Here is a 19814-nt window from a genome sequence, read left to right on the forward strand (position 1 = left end):
CCGCTGCATGACGGCCGACTCATCGTACCGGTTGAAACTCGTGCTTTGTTATTCCCCGGCCGTAGCCGAGTGTGCACTGACACGGCATTGTGCGCATGATCGATACCAGCATCAGCATCGGAGGGCTTCTCAAGCCCTTCGAGCGGAACAGCGAAACCAGGTAGTAACCATGATCATTCTCGGAATCATCCTCCTTATCGCCGGATTCATATTCGGCATCCCGATCCTCTGGACGATCGGAATCGTGGTCCTCGTTATTGGCCTCGCATTACTGCTTTTGGGGGCAACAGGCCGCGCTGTCGGCGGTCGCCGACACTACTATTGACGCCTGAATCGCGTGTCTGGATTTGATGACCACCACGTCACAGTCACGACCTGCCCCGACCGAGAACGCCACGAATGAATACGACATAGAGGTTTTCTCACCGTCGCTGTGGGTAGTGCGATCATATGTGGGCTGCCGCAGAAGTGTCGCATTCGAGATCAACCGCGGCCAGGCGAGCCCCCAATGGAAAGGAGGAAGCTGTGAGTACTACGGATAAGGCCAAGAACAAAGCCCAAGCACTCGGCGGCAAGGTCAAGGAGAAGGCCGGCCAAATGACAAACAACCCCAAGCGCGAGCAGAAAGGACGGAACAAGCAGGTCAAGTCCGACCTGAAGTCGGCAGGAGAGAAGGTCAAGGACGCCTTCAAGCGATGACCGGACAATCATCCGCCATCGGTGAATCGGAGTGCCGGCCATAAACAGCCGGCACTTCGAGTTGCCATGGCAATTCGCGGCAACGGCAGATGGCATCCGCGTGATGCCCAAATCGCCGCCAGCTACCCAGACCTGCGTACGACGATGCACTACAACCCAGCACCAAACTCGATCGGCATCCGGACTATATCCTCGCGGCCTACACGGCCTCGGCCACATGACACCTCAACCATCCGGTCACGCCGGTCACTGCAGCGGCCGTCGCGAGACCCTCCTCGACGCCTACCCCGCCTGCCACAGCCGCGCCGCCGATCCTGGAGCCGGAGGTGAAGCCGTATGTTCCGGAGTCGACCCCGGAGTACAAGCAGCCGGAGCCGTACCAGCCGGAGGTGAAGCCTTACACGCCGGAGCCGACGTACACGCCGGAGGCGAAGCCTTACCGGCCGGGGTGCAAGCCGACTCCCTGATCCGGGCAGTACGGGCGGAATAGACGTGACCTCAAACGCCCTCCCCGTAACGGGGTCACCACACGAGGATCGGCTCGTCTCCTTGGACTGCGACACGCGGCATCCGGCGGTTGAGGTCGTACTGGCCTCCTTTGTGGCAGATAGAATTTCGAGCATCGTCGCCAAGATCGCAACACATGGCACCATCACCGGTCGCTGGCGTCGCGGTATAGATGGATCGCGTGGGGACAGGTTTCGAAACGATCTGCGTTGACCCTCTGATCTGCGACAATGGCGGCATGTCGCTGGTTGGGTTCCTCCTCGCCGTCTTCGTGCAACAAGACTCGGATCGCTCGTGACCACCGCCGGTTCGGGCACTTCCTCTGATAGCTCCCACACCCCAATCCTGCTGGCGGAGTACTCGGCCCTACGGGCCGAAATCGAGCGGCTGTAGTCGGTATGAGCACCGCCGCCAACGAGATTGCGTCGTCTGCGGACAACCTCAGCGACGACTGATTCGGCGTTCATCACCCCCATGGGCTGCAGTCCGTGGGGGTTTCGTCTGTTCGGAAAACGATCAGCCCAGGACGGCCTACCGCTGAGTCGGGTGCAGGTCTGATAATCGGATGGTGAGCACTTCTGGGGAATCTCCAGCAGGAACACCCGCGCGGGAGTCGGAACCGGCGGTGGCGGCAGGTGCGCGCACGGGCAGCTTCCGGTTCTGGTTCGCCACCCGCCGCTGGGACTGGTCACCAGAGGTGTATCGCATGCACGGCTACACCCCGGGAGAGGTCGAGCCGACCACCGATCTGCTGCTGGCGCACAAGCATCCCGACGACCGCGCCCAGGTCGCCGAGATCATTGCCCGGTCGATCACCGAAGGCGAACCGTTCTCGAGCCGTCACCGGTTCATCGACACCCGCGGGGTCGAGCATCAGGTGATGGTGGTCGCCGACCGCATCCTCGACGATGACGGCCGCCCGGTAGGCACCAGCGGCTTCTACATCGAGCTCTCCGGGGTGATCGAGGCTGCCGAACAGCACGCTCTCGACGCGAGGCTGCCCGGGATAGTCGATGCCCGCGCCGCCGTCGAGCAGACCAAAGGCGTGTTGATGCGCGTCTACGGCATCGACGCCGAGCAGGCATTCGCCCTGCTGCGATGGCGCTCGCAGGAAACCAACACCAACCTGCGCGACCTGGCCCAGCAACTGCTCGCCGAGCTGGGCGAGATGCCGGCGGCAGACTCGACGGTCAGGACCAGCTTCGACCACCTGCTGCTGACGGTGCACGAACGCATCCCGACCACTCCGGCCATCGCCAGAGCCCCCGACATGAGTACTCCGCCCGGAGAAGGAACCCCGCCACACAGCAGCTGACATGGCCCCTCCTGCTCCGATCCGACGCGTTCGGAAAACGAGGGTCGCGCCCCTCGTGCACTGAGGGACGCTGGGGCGAGGCCCTTGTCCATCCCGAGCGGGGATGTGGCCATGGCTGCTGAAACCAGAAGAGCTGCGGCCGCGCGTCGCTGGCGGGCGGTGCGTGACTGCGTGTGCAGGCTGCTGGCCGCGCCGGACGACATCAGCCGCTGGCACTCCGATCGCGCGGGCCGCCCGGTTCCCGAACGGCGCATACGCCGCAAAAAGGGCTGACGATATCCGCTTCAGCACAACGGGTTTGGTGGAGTCGAGGCATGGGAAGCCTGTCGGCGGGCATCCGATCACGAGACCGAACCGCGGCTGACGAACCAGCCCTGTCTGCGGGTGCTGGAGCGTTGTTCGTGCTCGGATGATTCCGGGCCGCCCGCCCCGGCGGCCTTCCCGGCTCCGGCTGCAACCGGCGCGCCGGCGCTGTACACGGCAGTCCCCATCGGCGGGCGCGATACCCACATCACCGCGAACCCTCCGCCCGCCGATGGCACTGCACCTGCTTCTTCGCGGTCGTCGCCGACGCTTGCGGCCGCGCCCGGAACATCAGCGAGAAAGGGAGCCATGCCACAGGCCGTGGACAGTGCGAGCGCGGTACAGCTACTGAGCGAGATCCTGGGCCGCTACGGCAGCCTGGAAGCGTTCCTACGCCAGCTGTACCGCGAACTCGACCAACCCACCGAGGAGATCCCGCGCCTGAACCTCGACCTGCCGGCGTGGATGGAGCCGCTCACCGCGACCGCACCCGCCCGTGGTGAAGGTCCAGGCCGGCATGCCTGGCGTTCAGGCGAACGAATCCACTGACAATCGTTTTCCGAACAGGTAGGCCTGGCGACATGTAGTCCGAGGCGGATGCCGAGCTCTGTCTGTAATCGAGTGGGCGTGGTGCTCTGGCCAGTCGTATTGGTGCACCTACGATGATCAGCGGTTATCAGGTCGGGCCACGTCCTGGTGACTGCTTTGGAGATTGCCCGCCCGTTCCCTGGGCCGGGCGGGGGTTCACGCGGTGAGCGCGCCCGCGGCTGTACCTCCTGCGCTGGCGGCGTACGGGTGGGCGGGTTGCAGGAGTGTCTCTTCGGCGAGCCAGGGGGAGTGCCGGAGAATATGATGATCACGGTTGAAACAGCAGCCCAGCCTGTGCCTTTTGCGGCACGTTGCGGTGACCCCCGGGTGGGGTGTCACCTGCAGTCGGACAAGGGATCTGATCCTGATGCCAGATTCATTCATCACCATCCGTGGGCCAGCGGGAGCCGAGCCGATCCAGTCGCGCACCTTGATGCACGTCACCCGCAGCAGGCCGTCGCCGTCGATCGCGATCCTCACCGTCACCGGAGAGATCGACTACACCACCGCCGGCGAACTACGCGAACACCTCCGATATGGGATCGCCACCAGCGCCCGGCTGGTTGTGGTGGACCTGTCGAGGCTGACCTTCCTCGGCCTGTCGGGGCTGCGGGCCCTCCTCGACGCCGACGACCACGCCCGCCGGCACTGCCGTGCGCTGTGCGTGGTCGTCGGACCACGATGCGTGAACCGCCTCTTCGAGGTCTGCGGTCCCACCGGCCTGTTCACCGTCGACACGATCGCCGAAGCCTGCAGAGCCAACCCCTGGGTAGTGGCAAGCGGCAAGCGGCTGTACACATCATCCTGATCCCCGAGTCCAGCTGACCCGCGATCCACCGGCCGCTGACCATCGTTTTTCGAACGCAGAAGTCGGTGACATGCGGCTCGGTCACGGTGACGACTTCGCTGTCGGTCGGCCTCGATCGGATACGGCGGGGTTATGCGAGGCCGGGGTATTGGTGTGTGCTGAGGTGTCGGCGCAGCACGCGACCCGAGTGTCCAGGCTGATGCGAGGGTCGCGCCCCGCATTGCGCCCAGGAGGACGTGGGGCGAGAACTCTTGTCCATCCCGAGTCGGTATGTGGTTATGGCGGATGAAACCAGAAGGGCTTCGACTGTGCGTCGCTGGCGGGCGGTGTGTGATTGTGTGCGCAGAGTGCTGCCCGCGCCGGACGACACCAGCCGCTGGAATTTCGATCGATCGATGAATGAGTTCGGCATGCAGGATCAGATCCCTCGTCCGTATGCAGATGGTGACGCCCTAGTCAGGCACGCTGCACGATGTACCGCCCTTGCCGGAAAGGCACAGACCGGGCTGCTGGATTTCAACCGTGACTATGGGGTCCCTGTCTGCCGAGGCGATACACCAGCAATCCAAGAACCCCATCGGAGGGACACCCGGTACGCGGCATTGTCGAGCGTCCGGGCTGCTATCCACGGGTTTGGTATCGGCCGTCGGCGGCCGCGGTGAGTCGGCTGGCCAGGGCGCGTACGGCGTCGTTGAGTGTGTCGGGGTGCTCGATGATGAACGGGCGGTTCAAACCGGCGAGCACGGCGGGAATCCAGTCGAGTCGTTCGGCGCGGATTCGGATCCGGACCCATGGGTTGGTGTCAGCGGGCTGCGAGTCGATCTCATGCACGGTCGCGATCGTCGCAGGGAGCAGCGGGCGGACCTGGGTGAGTGTGCCCTGGACTCGGACTGATACCTCGTGCCGATAGGGCGCGTTGGCTAATGCGGACAGCAGATGAGCGGCTGGCTCGAATTCGGTGGGCGGAGCGAACGTTCCGGGCTGTGTGCTCACCGCGGTGATGCGGTCCAGCCGGAACTGGCGTAGTTCGTCGCTGTTGCTGTCCATCCCTGTCAGATACCACCGGCCGGAGTGGTCGACGAGTCCGTAGGGGTGCACGGTCCGTCGGCTGGACCGCCCGTTTCGGTCGGTGTACCCGATTACGACCGGTCGGTGCTCGCGGGTGGCTTCGGCGAGCCGGAGCAGGACGGCGGTCTCGACAGCCACCTCCGGGCCCGCGTCGACGGTGAATTCGACGGTGTTGATCAATGCGCCCAGCCGGGCCCTCAGACGTGGGGGGAGGACGCGGCGGAGTTTGGCCGTCGCGCTGTCGGCTGCGCGGGTGGCCGCTGTCGGCCGGTCGGTGCCGCGGCTGGTGAGGAGCCCGAGTAATACGGCCACCGCCTCGTCGTCGGTCAGCATCAGCGGTGGCATTCGGTATCCGGGAGCGAGCCGGTATCCCCCGTAGCGGCCCCGCACCGATCGGACCGGGATATCCAGGTCGGTGAGATGTGTGACGTATCGCCTGACGGTGCGTTCGTCGACGCCGAGCCGTCCGGCGAGTTCGCCGACGGTATGAGTACCGCCGGTCTGCAACAGCTCGAGCAGGGCCAGCACTCGGACGGTGGGGCGCGTCATCGAGAAATTCTCGCATCTATACCGGGCGGAAACTGTCCGGTATCGGCTCTACCGTGGCGTGCGGCGGTGGAACCTCCGCCTCATCCGACAGCAGGAGCACACAATGAAGCTCGTCTCGATCCGTCTGATCACTGACGACATCCAGCGGCTGGTCAGCTTCTATCACCACGTGACCGGCGTCGAAGCGAACTGGGCTACACCGGATTTCGCTGAAATCGTCACACCCGCCGGCACCCTCGCGATCGGAAGCACCCGCACCGTGGCGCTGTTCGCTGCGGGCAGCGCGCACCCAGCCGACAATCACACGGCGATCATCGAATTCCTGGTCCCCGATGTCGATGCCGATTACCGGCGGTTGCGAGATACGGTCGAGGATTTCGTCAACGAGCCCACGACGATGCCGTGGGGGAACCGGTCGTTGCTGTTGCGTGATCCCGACGGCAACCTGATCAACCTCTTCACCCCGGTCACCGCGCAGGCCGCTGCGAAGTTCGCCTGTTGATATCCGCTCACCGGCATCGGGCATGGGGCACACGTGGGGCAGTGACAGCTGGCCGAGCGTTTTCCGGACATCGGGCCACTGTCGTTCTCCTCCTTGTCGCGTCGCGCCGCGGCGTATCTGTCGCAGGCGCGGAGACCGGGAAAGGCTCTACCCGATCGTGAAAGAGCCTGCCGCCGAACGGGATTCCCGTGGCGGTGACGTGCGGGGCCCCGAGGTTCAGCCGGCGGCGTGTCCGCAGCGTGGGCAGAATTTCTCCCCTGGGTGGTGTTCGAATCCGCAATTGGAGCAGTAGTGCGTCTCGGTATCCGGGTCGTCTGTGGTCGACGGCTCGTGGTCCTCAGCGGGATTCGGTTCGGCCGACCCGACGGTGACCGGCGTCGGATGCGACATCGGCTGTGCGTGAGTTGTCTCCGGTCCGGCAACCGGGTCGTCTCGGAGACCGGCAGGAGAAGCCCAACCCGTGGCGGCGGCTTCGCCGGCCGGTGCGGGAGCCGTCATCGCGGTCCTCCGGCGCCGGAACAACAGGGCCGCGGTCGCGCCGGCGATGACCAAGGCGGCCACTACCACTCCAGCGATCACGGGAAGGACCGGGAAGCTGCTCTTCGACGCGGATTGAGCGAGTGGTACGTCGTGTGAATCCAGGAAGGTCCGCAGATCCTTGGTTTCGGTGATGAAGTTCGTTCCGGCCATCTCCGCGCCGGTACTGGGATTCAGGACACCGAAGCTGTTGATTCCCACGACCTGACCATCACTGTTCACGGTCGGGCCGCCCGACATGCCGCCGGACATGTCGGTGCTCACCTCGAGGACCGATACTCCCTGAGGTGAAACCTGCTGGCTCGACACCGTGCCGGACTTGAACGACGCGTGGGGGATCCGGCTGGGATCGGCGAAGTTCAACACGCTACCGGGGAACCCGATGGAGGTCAGCTGGCTGCCGACCTGCGGAGTCACATCGGCGATCGACAGTGCCGGTGTGTCCTTCGACAAGCCCGACGCCTTCAGCAAGGCCAGATCCCCTTGCTCGAACGACCGGAAGTCGACGATCTGAAGGGTGGTGGCGGTCGTGAGCACGGCGCCGTTCACCGCTGGCGGCTGAATCGCCTTCACCGCGCGGTCCACCGGCGCCCCTTGCGTGGTCCCCTCCACCTTCCAATTCATGAGGGCGGTTTCCAGCAGGTCGGATCTGCCCTTGGACGAGAGAAAATTCTGCAACAGGGCCTTCTTGCCCTCCGCCGGATCGACACAGTGACCGGCCGTCATCATCTGGCCGGTCTTGCCGACGAACCAGCCGGTGCAAGTCGAAGCCGCCTTCACTTCCTTCGTGAACCCCACGCCATCCTGATCGTATTTCGGCGGCACGAATATATATCCGTCCCAGCTCGTCTCGAGCAGGACGATCGACCTCTCCAGATCGGGTCCACTGGGCGCCCCCGCCGCACTCGCTGCACAGCCGATTACCAATGTGCCGGACAGGAGAATTGCGCCCAGTGGTTTGAGCGATTTGTCGACGAACATGATCCGCATCCCTCCGATTGTGTACTGGTCACTGCGGTCGGCCGAGGGTGTGGCCTTGCATGGTCACCGCCACATCTACCCGACGTCGTGGCAGATATTTTCTGCAGACTCGCCGGTCCTGTTCCGTGAGGACGTTGGTCGTCGTATACCCATTATGGCGACCGGCGTCTAATGGCAGATGTGTATTGAGGTCCCTGAAAGGTCTTGGGAGGGATACGAGATTATGAAGGAGGACCAGCTAATTTCCCGGGGTTGCTGCGGAATAGCGACATTTCGGGTGCATTTTGAATGAGTTTTGATGAACTCCAGGGCCACAGGCGAGCTGATCCATGTGGATCACGGTGCAGTCCGTGCGAGACACGTCTCGCGTGACCATCGCGGACCGCACCGGCGCGGTTAGCCCTATAAGTCCGTGCGTCGCAAGCGATCTCGGGAGCCCATCCGTTTCGACGGATGGGCTCCGGCATTCCGAAGGGGCCCGTGTGGCAGGGAAATGCAAGGGTCCCGTTGTGTCCTCGAGCAGGTCAGCCCTGGGGCTGGGAGAAGCGGAGGTGGTTGCCCCAGGGGTCGGCGAAGCCGCAGTCGCGCATGCCGTAGGGCTGGTCGATGAGGGGCTGTTCGACGGGGACGCCGGCGGCTTCGAGGCGTGCGAAGGTGGCGTCGACGTCTTCAGTGACGAAGATGAGGGTGCCCATGGCTCGGCTTTCCAGGCGGGCGCGGTTGGCTTGGACGGCGGCCTCGTTGGGGTTCATGGTGGGGGTTTCGAGGAGGAACTCGATGCCGGGCTGGGTGGCGGGACCGAGGGTGAGCCAGCGGACGTCGCCGAAGAACGGCATGTCCTGGCGGACCTCGAGGCCGATCACGTCGCGGTAGAACTCCAGGGCTTGCTGCTGGTCGCCGACCAGGACGGCGACGTGGGTGAGTACGAGGTCTTTTCCGGTGGTCATGGCTGTCCTTCTTCCTTGCGGTAACCGGGGTCGTGGGTGCAGACGGGGTCGCACGGAAAAAGTAATCGGTGCGGCCGACATGGTCTTCGACCCGAGGCGCGGCTAGTGCCGGCGGAAGGGGCCGTCGAGGGCGGCCCATTGCAGGAGCATGATCGTTTTGGCGTCGGCGATCTCGCCGGTGCGGATCATGGCGAGCGCACGGGGGAATGGGATTTCCACGGTGGTGATGTCTTCGCCTTCCGCGGCGACTCCGTGGCTGTCCGCGAGGTGGTCGGCTCGGTCGTAGGGGGCGGCGAAGAAGTGGAGTCGTTCGGTGACGGAGCCGGGGCTCATGTAGACCTCGAAGACCGGTTCGACGGCGCCGATGCGGTGTCCGGTTTCTTCCTGGGCCTCGCGGCGGATCGCCTGTTCGGGAGTGTCGCCGTCGAGGAGGCCGGCGGCGGTCTCGAGGAGCATGCCGTCCGGGTGGCCGTTGACGTAGGCGGGCAGGCGGAATTGGCAGGTCAGCAGGACGGTTTCGAGGGCGGTGTTGTAGAGCAGGATGGTCGCCCCATTGCCCCGGTCGTAGGTTTCGCGCTGTTCGCGGGTCCAGTGGCCGTCGCTGTGCTGGTAGTCGAAGGTGGTGTTGCGCAGGACGTACCAGTTGCAGGACAGCACGTCGACATCGCGGATCCGGACCCGCGGGTTTCCGGTCAGGTCGCGGCCGTGCCGGTCCAGGCCGGTGCGGCCGCGAGGGTCGGGGGTGTCGATGCCGGCCGTCATCGGAGGGCCTCGGTCGTGGTGTGCGCGAACGCATTCAAGTTCTCGGTCAGGATGGACTCCAAGGTGCGCGGCGGATCGATGCGGCGGAGCATGCTCTCGGCAAGGCGGATATCCGAGGGTAGCTGTAGATGCTCGACCGGCGGTCCGCGCGAACTATCGGCCGCGGTGAGCGCGGTAGGCGGGTAGCGAGCAGCTGTAGGATGATGTCCCTAGGTCCAGGTCGGAAGCGCACCTGGGTCTTCGTGTCTCAGCTCTGATCTCCTTAACACCTGATGTGGTGCGGCCCGGATTTGGCCTTGGTTTGCTATCCGCCGAGGAAGGGAGCCGTCATGAGCAGTGCCGCCCAGCGGGCAGACCAGCTGGATTTGGTCGCTCGCCTCAAATCCTCGTATCCCGAGACTCCGGACGCGCCGACTCCCGATCTCATGGATCACGAGCACTTCGCGGCCTATATGAAGACCGTTCACGATGTGGGCGGTGAGCCGTGTGCGCCGATGAAGTACGAGAACAAGCAGTACGAGGTGTGGGAGCACAACACGTATGTGATCTGTGAGGTGCTGGCCTGGCGTGGAATCTGGTTGTCGGAGGAGCGGCGCCGGATGGGGAATGTCGATGTGGGTCGCGCGATCTATCTGGGGATTCCGTACTACGCTCGGTGGCTGCTCGCTGTCGCGCGCGTCCTGGTCGAGAAGCATCACATCAGCCTCGGCGAGTTGAGCGAGCGGATGATCGAGGTTCAGGACCGTTATGCGGGTGGCCTCGATGGCAGGCCTATCGAGGCTCGACCGAAGTTCGAAGGGGACGGGTCGCGGGTCGAACGCAATCAGCACCACGTCGAGGCGGTCGGCAAGGGCGATCCACAGGTATTCGCGGGCCAGGCCGGGGAACCGAAGTTCCGTGTCGGCGATGCCGTGATCGTGCGCGAACTGCCTGCCCTGTTCTACACGCGGACGCCGGAGTACGTCCGCGGCGCCAAAGGTGAAATCGCTTCTGTCGCTTATGAAAGCCCGGCGGCCGAGGACGAAACGTGGGACCGTCCCGACGCGAAACCGGAGTGGTTCTACGTCGTTCGGTTCAATCTCGCCGAATTGTGGTACGGCTACACCGGAACGAGCACCGACACCCTGCAAACCGAGCTGCCCGAGCGTTGGCTGAAAGGGATCGAATGACCGGCCATGATCACGACCACGACCACGACCATGTGCGCACGGTTGCGCCCATGGTCGACGAAATCACGGACTTCGAAGTCCTGGAGATCGCACTCCGCGAATTGTGTATCGAGAAAGGCATTTTCACCGCCGAGGAGCATCGCCGTTTCACCGAGTTCGCCGAGCAGATCGGGCCGGCTCCCGCCGCGCACCTGGTAGCTCGGGCGTGGCTCGACCCCGAGTTCAAGGCGCTCGCTCTCGCGGAGCCGATGACCGCCAGCCGGGAAGTCGGCGTGGACTGGCTGGAACCCACCGGTTTCGGAACACCCAGTGACTTCACCGCATTCGAGATTCTCGAGGACACACCGGACCTGCACAATGTGATCGTCTGTGCCTTGTGCTCGTGCTACCCGCGGCCGATTCTCGGCAATTCCCCCGAGTGGTATCGCACGCCCAATTACCGGCGGCGCATGGTCCGCTGGCCGCGCCAAGTGCTGTCGGAATTCGGGCTCGACCTGCCAGAGGGTGTCGCGGTGCGTGTGCAGGACTCCAACCAGAAACACCGTTTCATGGTGATGCCGATGCGCCCGGAGGGAACCGCCGATTGGAGCGAAGACCAGCTTGCCGACATCATCACCCGCGATTGCTTGATCGGTGTCGCCCTGCCGAAGGTGGGCGTGACGAGCAATGTCATCACCGATACGCGTGCGGCCATCCATCCAGTCGACTGAGGGAGCGGGCAATCGTGAGCACGGAACAAATCTCGTCGCTGCGGGGCATCGTGGAACGAAACCAGGTGTGGCCCCGGATGGCCGCCAAATACGGCGTCAGCAACCCGGTGCCGCCCTGGAAGACCAGCTTGGACGGGATGTGCGACGCCCTGGACAACGCCGCCTGCGCGGCGAACATCCCTGATTTCAAGGAGCGGCGCGACGAAGAGGACTCATTGTCGTCGACCCTCTACGCCGACCTGCCCTACCCGGAAAACCAGCTCGTCGCCTTGGCGCACTCGCTGGTGGTCCGCGGCGTCATCGACGAATCCGAACTCCGGGAACGCCTCGCCACCATCCGAGCCAGACTGGAAGCCTGACCAGGAGGGTGAGCGGAGGATGTGACAACCCCATTCGGTTGATCTGAACGACTGCGGCGCTTCTTCGAGCCTGATCTCGACGTCATTGGCGAGATCTGTCGGGCGATTCCGCCGAATGGGGGTGACGGTGTTGCCAAGTACTTGCTGCTATCCATAGTGCGGTGTCAGCGCCCGTGTGGAATCCGTAGTTTCCGGTATTTCTGCTGGTCGACTACTTACGGATGGGCGGTGGGGGTGGGCAGTACGTAGGGTGGCGCGTATGTCGAGGAATCCCTTCTTTGAGCGCAGTGCGCTGCCGTATGAGCTTCCGGAGTTCGCGGAGATCGGGGACGAGCATTACTTGCCCGCGTTCGAGCGGGGGATGGCGGAGCAGCTGACCGAGGTCGCGGGGATCACGGCAGGCGAGGGGGAGGTGACCTTCGCGAATACCGTTGAGGCGCTGGAGCTGTCGGGGCAGTTGCTGGGGCGGGTGTCGCGGGTGTTCTTCAATGTGGCGTCGTCGGATTCGACGGAGCGGACCGAGGCGATCGAGGCGGAGGTGTCGCCTCGGCTGGCGGCGCACGAGGATTCGATCCTGCTGGACGGGGAGCTTTTCCAGCGGATCGAGGGGCTGTACGAGCGGCGCGGGGAGCTCGGGCTGGACGCGGAGCAGGTGCGGCTGCTGGAGCGGTATCGGCTGCGGTTCGTGCGGGCGGGCGCGCGGCTGGACGCGGGGCAGCAGGCACGGTTGCGGGAGTTGAACGCCGAGCTCGCGTCGGCGTCGACGCTGTTCAAGAAGAACAATCTGGCCAACACCAATGCCGCGGCGCTGATTCTGGATCGGGCCGAGCAAGTGGAGGGGCTCGCGGACGCGGCGGTGGCGGCCGCGGCCGAGAACGCGGCGGCGCTCGGGCATCCGGGGGCGTGGGCGTTGAGCTTGCAGAATGTGTCGAACCAGCCGGTGCTGGCCGAATTGGCCGACCGCGACGTGCGGGAGCGCATGATGGCGGCGTCGCTGGGGCGCGGGTTCGGCGCGGACGGGGGTAATGCCGAGCTGGCGGTGCGGATGGCGGCGTTGCGCGCCGAGCGGGCGGCGCTGCTCGGGTACTCCGATCATGCGGCGTACGTGGTCGAGGACCAGACCGCGAAGACGGTGGACGCGGTCGAGGAGATGCTGGCGCAGCTCGTTCCGCCCGCGGTGGCCAATGCCGAGCGGGAACAGGGCGAACTCACCGCGGCCATGCGCGCGGCGGGCGACGACGAGGACCTGCGCGCCTGGGATTGGCAGTTCTGGTCGGAAAGGATTCGCGCGGAACAGTTCTCGGTGGACGCCGAGGCGTTGCGTCCCTATTTCGAGCTCGAACGCGTGCTGTGGGACGGCGTCTTCTTCGCGGCCGGTGAGGTGTACGGCGTCACCTTCCAGGAGCGCCCGGATCTGCTCGGCTACCACCCCGAAGTCCGGGTGTTCGAGGTCTTCGACGCCGACGGCTCGGGTCTGGGTTTGTTCCTCGGCGACTTCTTCGCCCGCCCGTCCAAGCGGGGCGGCGCGTGGATGAACAGCCTGGTCGGCCAGTCGACGCTGCTGGGCACGCGCCCGGTCGTGGTCAACAACCTCAATATCGTGAAGCCGCCGGAGGGCGAACCGGCCCTGCTCACCTGGGACAACGTGCGCACCCTGTTCCACGAGTTCGGCCACGCGCTGCACGGGCTGTTCTCGAATGTGCGGTACCCGTTCTTCTCCGGGACGGCGGTGCCCCGCGATTTCGTCGAGTTCCCGTCGCAGGTGAACGAGATGTGGATGTCCCGCCCCGAGGTGCTGGCCAACTACGCCAAGCATGTCGAGACCGGGGAGCCGATGCCCGCCGAGCTGGTGGAACGCATGCTCGAGGCGGGACAGTTCGGCGAAGGGTTCCGGACGGTCGAATACCTGGCGGCCGCGCTGCTGGACTGGGCCTGGCACCGCCTGCCCGCCGGGGCCACGGACGGCGTCGAAGCCGAAGCCTTCGAGGCCGAAGCCCTCGGCAAGGCCGGTGTCGCCCTGGCCGCGATCCCGCCGCGCTACCGCACCGCCTACTTCTCGCACATCTTCGCGGGTGGCTACGGCGCCGGCTACTACTCCTACATCTGGAGCGAGGTGCTCGACGCCGACACCGTCACCTGGTTCGAGGACGATGCCGCGTCCATTCGCGACAAGGGTGCGGCGTTCCGCCGGGAACTGCTCTCGCGCGGCGGCTCGGTCGACCCGATGGCGGCCTTCGAATCGTTCCGGGGCCGCCCGCCGATCATCGAACCCCTGCTGACCCGGCGAGGCTTGACCGCCTGACCGGGCCGCATCGGCTCACATCGGGTAGATGGCGTGCTTGCGCGGGTTGAATTCCGGCTTCACCTTCGGCTTGTCGCGGAGTAGTCGGAGGGCGTGGCGGATTTCCAGGCGGGTCCGGGACGGTTCGATGACCGCGTCGATGTAGCCGCGTTCGGCGGCGATCCACGGGGTGGCGATCGTCTCGTTGTACTGGTTGACCATGAATTCGCGGGCGGCGGCGCGGTGTTCCTCCGGCATCGCCGCCAACTGGCGCTTGCCGAGCAGGTCGACCGCGCTGTCGGCGCCGATCACCGCGATGCGGGCGGTCGGCCACGCCAGGCTGATGTCCGCGCCGACCTGCCGGGCCGCCATCATGCCGTAGGCGCCGCCGTAGGACTTGCGCACCACCAGGTTGATGATCGGGACGGTGGCCTCGATGATCGCCCGGGGTGTGCGGCCGCCGCGGATGATCACGCCGGCCGCCTCCTCCGCGAGACCCGGCAGCACGCCCGGGGTGTCGGCGACGAACACCAGCGGGATATTGAACGCGTCGCACAGCCGGATGAAGTAGGTCGACTTGTCCGAGCAGGCGGCGTCGATCGAACCGCCCAGCACCAGTGGCTGATTGGCGATCACGCCGACCGGATAGCCGTCGACGCGCGCGAATCCGGTGATGAGATTCGGCGCGAATGTTGCACGGATTTCATGGAATTCGCCGTCGTCGAAGAGGCGCAGCAGAATCTCGTGCATGTCGTACCCGGAGCGATCGGAATCCGGGATGACCGTGTCAAGTTCCCGGTCGTGCGCCGTGATCTCCGGTTCCAGGCCGGGATTCACGATCGGCGGCTGCTCGAGGCAGCTGGTCGGCATATAGCTCAGGTAGTCGCGGGCCCACTTGTAGGCGTCTTCCTCGGTGTCGGCCACGTGGTGCAGAGTGCCGCGTTTGGCCTGCACCTCGGCGCCACCGAGTTCTTCGGCGCTCACGTCCTCACCGTTGACGGCTTTGATCACGTCCGGCCCGGTGACGAACATGTAGGAATCCTTGGTGCCGATGAGCACGTCGGTATTGATGGGCCCGTACACCGAACCGGCGGCGCATTTCCCGAGAATGATCGACACCTGCGGTACGTAGCCGGACAGCTTCTCCAGCACCCGGGAGATATCGCCGAAGGAGGCGATGGAACCGACCGCGTCCTGGATGCGGGCGCCGCCGGAATCGTTGATCGTCACCACCGGGCACGCGGTATCGAACGCGAATTGCAGTGCGCGCATGAACTTCTGCGCCGACGTCACCCCGACCGACCCGCCGTACACGGTCTGATCATGCGAGATCACCACCACCGGCCGGCCCCCGATCAGCCCGCGACCGGTGACCAGCCCGTCACCGTAGAGTGCGTCCGGTTGTCCCGGCTGCCGAGCCAGCGCCCCCGTCTCGATGAATGTCCCGGGATCGAGCAGCATGTGCACCCGCTGCCGAACGCTAGGAATTCCCTTCTTCTTCCGCTTGACGACCCCGGCTTCCCCCGCCGGTTCCGCCGCGATCTCCAGGATCTTGGCCAGTTCATCGAGCTTCGCCCGCGTACCGATCACTTACCGCCACCTTCTGAGCCGAACCGTTGTGCATCAGCGAGATTAGGCGGTATCGGTGGAAAACGGGGGCCCACCTTTTCGTCGGCACGGTTCGCGCAGGCGTCGGCTAGCGATACCAGACGCCGGAATCCCAGTTGCCGTAGTCGTTGACGTCGAAGTCATAGCGGAGGTGGGCGCCCTCGGCGTAACCCCGCCACGTGGCCGAGGCATCGCAGATCGGGTCGTCGTGGTTGCAGACGGTGAGAACCGGGACGTTTCCGAACCAATCGTCCACGCCGGCGAGGGGGTAACCGACGAGCGAATTGCCGGGCGTCGCGGACACCCCGCCGCCGCCGGGACCCGGGGCGCGCTTGGGGTCGGCCAGGAGAATGGCGTTCGCGTTGGCGGCGTTCGGGTGGTCGGTAATCCACGCGTGCAGTATGGCCGCGCCCTGACTGTGGCCGATCAAGCGAATATGGTCGCCCGGGCATTCTGCTCGGTGTGACCAGAACAGGCGGTCGAGTTCGTCGATCGCCGATACCGGGGCGGCGGAACTGTAGGTGATCACCCGGTCGGTATACGGGGTGAATGCCGACTGGACGTTGTCGCCACCGCCGATCCCTATGGTCCAGGTCCCGACACAGCTGTCCGCGCCAGCCTGGGAGATCATCGCCGGGGCGACGGGGATGAGGATGGTCATCAGTAGCGCGGCGAAGAGCGCCATTGCTCTACCCATGGTCGTACTTTCTCGAACACGGCGAATCCGATTTCAGCCTACGCAAAAATGATCCCACCGGTTCTGGCCGCTCGACCCGGTGCGGCCAGGGCTCCGATGGGTCGATCCGGGCGGCTATGCCGTGGCGGATCCGGACCGTTGGCGGAGGCTACTCGTATTCCATCCCCTCCTCGACCGGACGAGGCGACTCAGGACGAAATGGCTCGAGGGCAACCTGATTGGGAGCCGGTAACGTGAATTACTTGACATGGGACCAGAATTGACCCCCTGACCGCAGCGATCCGTGGCCGTCGGCCGGGTTCCGGTTGCGCCGGTCTGGATCTGACCCGGATCAGTAGTCGAGCGCGTGCTCGGGTTGGCAGACGTTCAGTGGGGAGGGGAGGTAGCGCACGATGGCGTCGAGGAGGGGCGCGGTGTCGTTGCTTCGGGGGGTGGCGCTGCACAGGATCGGGACCACGTCGCCGAGGCGGGTGAGGGAGCGGATTCGGCGGTGCAGGTGGTCGAGGGTTGGCTCGGTGGAGTCTGTGGTGTCTTCGGTGAGGGTGCGGATCAGGGCGTGGTAGCCGTGTTCGGCGGATTTCCAGTGGGGGCCGTAGATTTCGGCGGCCAGGGGTTCCAGGGCCCAGAGGGGGAGGAGGTCGATGACGCCTTCGAAGGCGGTCCCGGTGCCCAATGGGAGTTGGAGGGTCAGGGGGATGGCGCCTCGGGTGTCGGCGATGGTGCGCAGGCAGCGGGGGAAGTTGGCGGTTGGATCGTCGAGGGCGGTGACGAGGCAGAGGCGCGCGACCTGGTGGTCGTCGGCGATCTGGAGGATCGTCTCCAGGCGGGGCGCGTTGGTTTCGGCGGCGTTCACAATGGCGATGACGCTGTCGGCGACGCGGATGGCGCGTTGCAGGATCGGGATGGGGGCGTGGCTGGAGACCTCGGACAGGCGGATCGTGTGATCGGCTCGGTCGGCGGACCAGCGCAGCTCGGGGCCGGGGTGGGCGGAGCCGTGCAGGCGGTGCAGCAGTCGGGTGGTGTCGGCGGGGTCGCCGATGAGCGTCACGTTGCGGATCGACTGCGGGTCAATAGCTTTGGTGGCCATCGCGGTGGGTTACTCCTCAATCCGAGGGTTCACCGTACCTCCGGGGGTGGATCGCGCGTGGGGAATTCGCCCCCAAAGTAGAACGTGTTCCTATACCGTCGGGCTTGTGCAGAAAGAACAACGCCCCGCCGTGGCCGACTGGTTCACTGCGGATGACGGTGTGGCGCGGCTGCGCGGCAGCCGCTGCAAGGAGTGCGGCACACCGTATTTCCCGAAGAACACCCTCGCCTGCCGGAACCCCCGGTGCGCGGGCCCGAAAGACGGCTCCGAGCTGGAGGACTACCTCTTCTCCACGCGTGGCCGGATCTGGTCGTACGCGGATGCCCGGTACAAGCCGCCCGCCCCGTATGTCTCGGGTGACCCGTTCGAGCCGTACGTGATCGCGGCCGTCGAGCTCGAGGTCGAGAAGATGGTCATTCTCGGACAGGTGGTGCGCGGGTTCACCGTCGACGACCTGGCCGTGGGCATGCCCGTCGAACTCGCCATCGGCACCCTGTACGAGGACGACGAGGCGGAGCACACGGTGTGGAAGTGGAGGCCGGTCAATGACTGACACGAATCGCGATATCGCAGTCCTCGGCGCGGGCATGCACCCGTGGGGCAAGTGGGGACGCAACTTCGTCGAGTACGGACTGGTCGCCGCCCGCGCCGCGCTCGCCGACGCCGGACTCGAGCACGAGGACGTCGGCTACATCGCCGGTGCGGACACCATCCGCAACGGCTACCCGGGCTTCGTCGCCGGCGCGACCTTCGCCCAGGCGCTCGGCTGGTCCGGCGCGCGCATCTCCAGCAGCTACGCCGCCTGCGCCTCCGGTGCGCAGGCCATCGCCAACGCGCGCGCCCAGATCCTCGCCGGGCTCACCGATGTGGCGCTGGTGATCGGCGCCGACACCACCCCGAAGGGCTTCTTCCAGCCGGTCGGCGGCGAACGCCGCGACGACCCGGACTGGCTGCGCTTCCACCTGCTCGGCGCGACCAACCCGATCTACTTCGCGCTGTACGCCCGCCGCCGCATGGCCTTGCACGGCGCCACGCTCGACGACTTCGCCGCGGTCAAGGTGAAGAACGCCCGCCACGGCCTGAACAACCCGTACGCGCGCTACCGCAAGGAGGTGTCGGTCGAGGAGATCGCCGCCTCGGCCATCGTCTCGGATCCGCTGCGGCTGCTGGACATCTGCGCCACCAGTGACGGCGGCGCGGCCCTGGTCCTCACCTCGATGGACTACGCGCGCAAGCACGGCATCGCCGACCCGGTCCGGATCAGCGCCCTGTCGACGGTCACCCCGGTCTTCCCGAAGACCGTGCTCGACCTGCCGGACTTCGCGACCGACTCGGCCCTGGCCGTCGAGCCGCCGCCGCACACCTTCCGGTCCTCCCTCGCGCACGCCGCGTACGAGGAGGCCGGCATCGGCCCCGAGGACCTGTCGATGGCGGAGGTCTACGACCTGTCCACCGCCCTGGAGCTGGACTGGTACGAGGACATCGGCCTGTGCGAGGTCGGTGGCGCGGAGGCGCTGCTGCGCAGCGGCGCAACCACATTGGGCGGCCGTGTCCCGGTCAACCCCTCCGGCGGTCTGGCCTGCTTCGGCGAGGCCATCCCCGCCCAGGCCATCGCCCAGATCTGCGAGCTCACCTGGCAGCTGCGCGGTCAGGCCGACGGCCGTCAGGTGGAGAACGCCCGCGCCGGCATCGCGGTGAACCAGGGCCTGTTCGGCCACGGTTCGGCGACCATCGTGACGCGCTGAGGACCCTCGTGACGCGCTGAGATCGCGTCCACTCCGAAAAGCCCGGGCCCCGGCCCGGGCTTTTTCGTGCCCGGGTCGAATTGCCGGTTGCCATGGCAAAGTTCCCGCGTCGGGTTTTCCTACGTCCAACCCTGTGGTTCACGGAAATCGTGTCGCCCCAGCGCTTCCCGGCGACTTATTCGCTAATCGGGACTATTCGCAACCGCCGCTCGGGATCGATGGTGGCAGAGATACCAAACGGTCCAAAACACTCATCTGAATTAGCGATATTTCATATGCTCTGGCCCGCGGAGTGGGACGACCTCGTCCGTTCCGACAACCTGGATAAGAGGGACAGTTTTATGAAACGAACGATTCTTGTGGGCATCGCGTCGGCGGCGCTGCTCGGAGCTGGCATCGGAACGGCTGCGGCGGACGGCATTCCGCTCACCACTCCGGTGGACCTGCCCGTCACGTCCGGTTCGGCCTCGGAGCTCGGCAATGCGGTGGGCACCGGGTCGGTGGGCCTGACCGCTCTGGGCGCGAGCCTGGGCAGCGCGTTCGGTGGCGGGTACGCAGAAGGTGTCCTCAGCACCCTCTCGGCGGGCATCTC

The 19814-nt window shown here is 65.7% G+C and carries 21 protein-coding genes; 14 read left to right on the top strand and 7 right to left on the bottom strand.

The window, feature by feature from the left end:
- The first annotated feature begins 169 nt into the window (after window positions 1-169).
- The 6 genes from ACFV4K_RS17735 (at window position 170) to ACFV4K_RS17760 (ending at window position 4220) form a co-directional block, all read left to right on the top strand.
- Window positions 170-325, top strand: coding sequence for a DUF6131 family protein (locus tag ACFV4K_RS17735; RefSeq protein ID WP_379276022.1), 156 nt, complete (start codon window positions 170-172; stop codon window positions 323-325).
- 200 nt (window positions 326-525) lie between these two features.
- Complete coding sequence (locus tag ACFV4K_RS17740; protein ID WP_379276023.1) at window positions 526-699, top strand: CsbD family protein; 174 nt, start codon at window positions 526-528, stop codon at window positions 697-699.
- Window positions 700-1771: 1072 nt separating this feature from the next.
- Window positions 1772-2521: a PAS and ANTAR domain-containing protein gene (locus tag ACFV4K_RS17745; protein WP_379276025.1), complete on the top strand. Its 750-nt coding sequence runs from the start codon at window positions 1772-1774 to the stop codon at window positions 2519-2521.
- Window positions 2522-2632: 111 nt separating this feature from the next.
- A complete protein-coding gene (locus ACFV4K_RS17750) occupies window positions 2633-2794 on the top strand; it encodes a hypothetical protein (RefSeq protein ID WP_379276027.1) in 162 nt (53 codons plus the stop codon).
- 339 nt (window positions 2795-3133) lie between these two features.
- The gene (locus tag ACFV4K_RS17755) at window positions 3134-3373 is read left to right on the top strand and encodes a hypothetical protein (RefSeq protein ID WP_379276029.1); all 240 of its coding nucleotides are present in this window, start codon (window positions 3134-3136) and stop codon (window positions 3371-3373) included.
- Window positions 3374-3686: 313 nt separating this feature from the next.
- A complete protein-coding gene (locus ACFV4K_RS17760) occupies window positions 3687-4220 on the top strand; it encodes an STAS domain-containing protein (protein WP_379276031.1) in 534 nt (177 codons plus the stop codon).
- Between the two features lie 621 nt (window positions 4221-4841).
- On the opposite strand, the gene ACFV4K_RS17765 is transcribed toward ACFV4K_RS17760, so the two are convergent.
- Window positions 4842-5837, bottom strand: coding sequence for a helix-turn-helix transcriptional regulator (locus ACFV4K_RS17765; RefSeq protein WP_379276032.1), 996 nt, complete (start codon window positions 5835-5837; stop codon window positions 4842-4844).
- A gap of 103 nt (window positions 5838-5940) precedes the next feature.
- On the opposite strand from ACFV4K_RS17765, the gene ACFV4K_RS17770 reads away from it, so the two are divergent.
- Entirely contained in the window at window positions 5941-6339 is a 399-nt protein-coding gene (locus tag ACFV4K_RS17770; protein ID WP_379276034.1) for a VOC family protein, read from the top strand.
- 216 nt (window positions 6340-6555) lie between these two features.
- On the opposite strand, the gene ACFV4K_RS17775 is transcribed toward ACFV4K_RS17770, so the two are convergent.
- The 3 genes from ACFV4K_RS17775 to ACFV4K_RS17785 all read right to left on the bottom strand — a co-directional run bounded on the left by ACFV4K_RS17775 (window position 6556) and on the right by ACFV4K_RS17785 (window position 9566).
- The gene (locus ACFV4K_RS17775; protein ID WP_379276036.1) at window positions 6556-7866 is read right to left on the bottom strand and encodes a trypsin-like peptidase domain-containing protein; all 1311 of its coding nucleotides are present in this window, start codon (window positions 7864-7866) and stop codon (window positions 6556-6558) included.
- Window positions 7867-8381: 515 nt separating this feature from the next.
- Window positions 8382-8804, bottom strand: coding sequence for a VOC family protein (locus ACFV4K_RS17780; protein ID WP_379276038.1), 423 nt, complete (start codon window positions 8802-8804; stop codon window positions 8382-8384).
- A gap of 102 nt (window positions 8805-8906) precedes the next feature.
- Window positions 8907-9566: an NUDIX domain-containing protein gene (locus ACFV4K_RS17785; protein ID WP_379276040.1), complete on the bottom strand. Its 660-nt coding sequence runs from the start codon at window positions 9564-9566 to the stop codon at window positions 8907-8909.
- A gap of 329 nt (window positions 9567-9895) precedes the next feature.
- On the opposite strand from ACFV4K_RS17785, the gene ACFV4K_RS17790 reads away from it, so the two are divergent.
- The 4 genes from ACFV4K_RS17790 (at window position 9896) to ACFV4K_RS17805 (ending at window position 14106) form a co-directional block, all read left to right on the top strand.
- On the top strand, window positions 9896-10735 hold the full coding sequence (locus tag ACFV4K_RS17790; protein WP_379276042.1) for an SH3-like domain-containing protein: 840 nt from the start codon (window positions 9896-9898) through the stop codon (window positions 10733-10735).
- On the top strand, window positions 10732-11445 hold the full coding sequence (gene scnC / locus ACFV4K_RS17795; protein ID WP_379276043.1) for a thiocyanate hydrolase subunit gamma: 714 nt from the start codon (window positions 10732-10734) through the stop codon (window positions 11443-11445). Before ACFV4K_RS17790 ends, scnC begins: the two co-directional genes overlap by 4 nt.
- 77 nt (window positions 11446-11522) lie before the next feature.
- On the top strand, window positions 11523-11804 hold the full coding sequence (locus ACFV4K_RS17800) for a thiocyanate hydrolase (RefSeq protein ID WP_379095880.1): 282 nt from the start codon (window positions 11523-11525) through the stop codon (window positions 11802-11804).
- 259 nt (window positions 11805-12063) lie between these two features.
- On the top strand, window positions 12064-14106 hold the full coding sequence (locus ACFV4K_RS17805) for a M3 family metallopeptidase (protein WP_379276045.1): 2043 nt from the start codon (window positions 12064-12066) through the stop codon (window positions 14104-14106).
- 15 nt (window positions 14107-14121) lie between these two features.
- Here ACFV4K_RS17805 and ACFV4K_RS17810 read toward each other — a convergent pair whose 3' ends face one another.
- From ACFV4K_RS17810 to ACFV4K_RS17820, 3 genes are all read right to left on the bottom strand, one after another.
- Entirely contained in the window at window positions 14122-15675 is a 1554-nt protein-coding gene (locus ACFV4K_RS17810) for an acyl-CoA carboxylase subunit beta (protein WP_379276046.1), read from the bottom strand.
- A 106-nt stretch (window positions 15676-15781) separates the two neighbouring features.
- Window positions 15782-16390, bottom strand: coding sequence for a cutinase family protein (locus ACFV4K_RS17815; protein WP_379276047.1), 609 nt, complete (start codon window positions 16388-16390; stop codon window positions 15782-15784).
- 331 nt (window positions 16391-16721) lie between these two features.
- Window positions 16722-17477 carry a GTP-binding protein gene (locus ACFV4K_RS17820; protein WP_379276049.1) on the bottom strand — a complete coding sequence of 252 codons (756 nt, stop codon included), beginning with the start codon at window positions 17475-17477 and terminating at the stop codon, window positions 16722-16724.
- A gap of 130 nt (window positions 17478-17607) precedes the next feature.
- On the opposite strand from ACFV4K_RS17820, the gene ACFV4K_RS17825 reads away from it, so the two are divergent.
- The 3 genes from ACFV4K_RS17825 to ACFV4K_RS17835 form a co-directional block, all read left to right on the top strand.
- Window positions 17608-18030: an OB-fold domain-containing protein gene (locus ACFV4K_RS17825; RefSeq protein ID WP_357098208.1), complete on the top strand. Its 423-nt coding sequence runs from the start codon at window positions 17608-17610 to the stop codon at window positions 18028-18030.
- Entirely contained in the window at window positions 18023-19222 is a 1200-nt protein-coding gene (locus ACFV4K_RS17830; protein ID WP_357098192.1) for a lipid-transfer protein, read from the top strand. The genes ACFV4K_RS17825 and ACFV4K_RS17830 overlap by 8 nt, the downstream gene beginning before the upstream one ends.
- Before the next feature lie 341 nt (window positions 19223-19563).
- Window positions 19564-19814, top strand: a 251-nt coding sequence (locus tag ACFV4K_RS17835; RefSeq protein ID WP_379276051.1) for a hypothetical protein, incomplete at its 3' end; no start/stop codon positions are given.

The sequence above is a fragment of the Nocardia sp. NPDC059764 genome (genome assembly GCF_042732555.1).
In the GTDB taxonomy this organism is placed as follows: domain Bacteria; phylum Actinomycetota; class Actinomycetes; order Mycobacteriales; family Mycobacteriaceae; genus Nocardia.